At 43.8% G+C, this 1777-nt stretch carries 1 protein-coding gene and 1 pseudogene; one reads left to right on the plus strand and one right to left on the minus strand.

Annotated features, from left to right (window positions below):
• Positions 1–132: 132 nt before the first annotated feature.
• The gene (locus tag GMA8713_RS25615; RefSeq protein WP_157515792.1) at positions 133–687 is read left to right on the plus strand and encodes a hypothetical protein; all 555 of its coding nucleotides are present in this window, start codon (positions 133–135) and stop codon (positions 685–687) included.
• Between the two features lie 886 nt (positions 688–1573).
• On the opposite strand, the pseudogene GMA8713_RS28350 reads toward GMA8713_RS25615, so the two are convergent.
• Positions 1574–1777: pseudogene (locus tag GMA8713_RS28350) on the minus strand (IS4 family transposase); the annotation flags it as partial.

The following is a 1777-nucleotide window of genomic DNA, read 5'->3' on the forward strand; positions in this document are numbered from 1 at the left end:
ATCACAGGTGTAAACATATGTGGCAATTGCTCAGGAAGGTGAAGCACTTTATGGATAACGTATCGCCGTACCCGGGAGGTTGCCACGGCACGGCGAAAATGTAGCACTATTCGGATCAGTTATTTAGTAATAATGGCACATGGATATGAGCACCCTGACTTTACTCAGAAAAACAATACAGCTAATAGAAGTTTGATGTACCTATGCGATTCTGGGAAAACTCACATAAGACATGCTAACGGGGAACTCTTTAACGATATAGCTGATGGTATGATTCAAAAAGCGGCTCAGAGCGGTCATTTCAAAACAGGAAGTGAGATGCCCGACCAGTATTTAATGGGCCACGAAGATGATTTTTCTCTAACAATCCAGCCTGAGTTGAGTGGGCTTGCTGATTTTACTCAAAGCTGTGATTTTGCCCTAGTTTCTCATACAGTGCCGTATAACCCATACAGGACAGGATCAGAGCTAGAGAAGGCGATCCCAATGAGCCTAATATTAAACAGCCCAGAATTCAGTGGTTATGAAGATGTGCTAGTGTTGGCATGTAGATCTAAAATGGATGATTCAAGCAGAGGTTACAACAATAAAGGCGGAGAACTGTACGATGTGAACGGGGGCCTATATGCGCCTGCTGGAGGTAAGCACACGATGCCAAAAGACTGGATTGAAAAAATACCAGTTTAGCAATTCAGAATGGCAATGCTTTAGGTTTTGAATGGTGGTATTTGCAACATAACCTTGTTTAATGAATAAGCAATTTCAAAAGGTTAACAGCAAAGTTCAGAAGCGTTTGGGGCAAATTCTACATTTTGCTAGCAAGATGAAAGACCTGACCCCGAGCGCCTTCCAACCCTAATAATATGGTCAATGTCACCCACGCGGGCTGGACTCCGGCGCTAAAGCGCCTCCGCCCGTTATCATAGGCATTAGGTTTTTCGGGGATATGAGTAGAATCAAAGCAACTTTAATCGCTACTTTGTTGATGCATGTAATGCTGTTTATAGCTGTGGACCATGTTTTTTCGAGAGGAAGAAGTGATTCTCAAATCATAGGGCTAGTCATATTGTGGTGTATTGGCTCGTTGACTGCTGCTTATCAGTTTCCAAAAGTTACCCGTTCTCAAAGGGAAAAAACGTTTCTGGTTAAGTTAACCAGCTTCGCTTTATGGCTTATTTCTCTTCTACTAATTGGTTTAGGGGCTGTTCTGTTATTTCTTGCCGTGGCACTTAATGGTGTGGGTTTTAGATAGGGCGCAACTGCAAAGTACACCTAAAAAACAAGAATAAGTGTCGCGCAGCCGACACTTCATTTGGGTGTTGAACAAGCCTGTCTCTGAAGCGTTTATTCCCCGCGCAGCCAATCCCCCTCTCTTTCGGGAATGTCGTATGACACGGCCAATTTGTAGAAATTGGCACTATTGATACACACAGTGTATGCACAGTTGTTGGACAGTAACCAGAGAGCCCTTTTGAGAATGATTTTTTACGTTGCACGTCAATTTTTGAGAACAGTGAAGAGGCATTAGTCACACGGTACTCAAGAGCCACTATCTGGTGGTAACACCTATCACTTAAGGTTTAAGGTGCTTAGAGCGAACAGGGTAGCGAGTTTTATTAATACGAACGGTCCTCGCTTTGGGCCGTTTTCTTTTTTGGGGAGTATGTAGCGTTTCACTCTCTCCCGCATGGCTCTTAGCTTTCTCGGGATTGAGCCGGGGGCTGCTATCGCACACCACATCAGCTCATCCTGAATATCTCTCAATGCCATCATAAAA

Source organism: Grimontia marina (assembly GCF_900060185.1).
Classification (GTDB): Bacteria; Pseudomonadota; Gammaproteobacteria; order Enterobacterales; family Vibrionaceae; genus Enterovibrio; species Enterovibrio marinus.

What these genes read in the sequence shown, in the direction of transcription:
- GMA8713_RS25615 (WP_157515792.1), top strand. Translation starts at nt 133, where the DNA reads ATGGCACATGGATATGAGCACCCTGACTTTACTCAGAAAAACAATACA.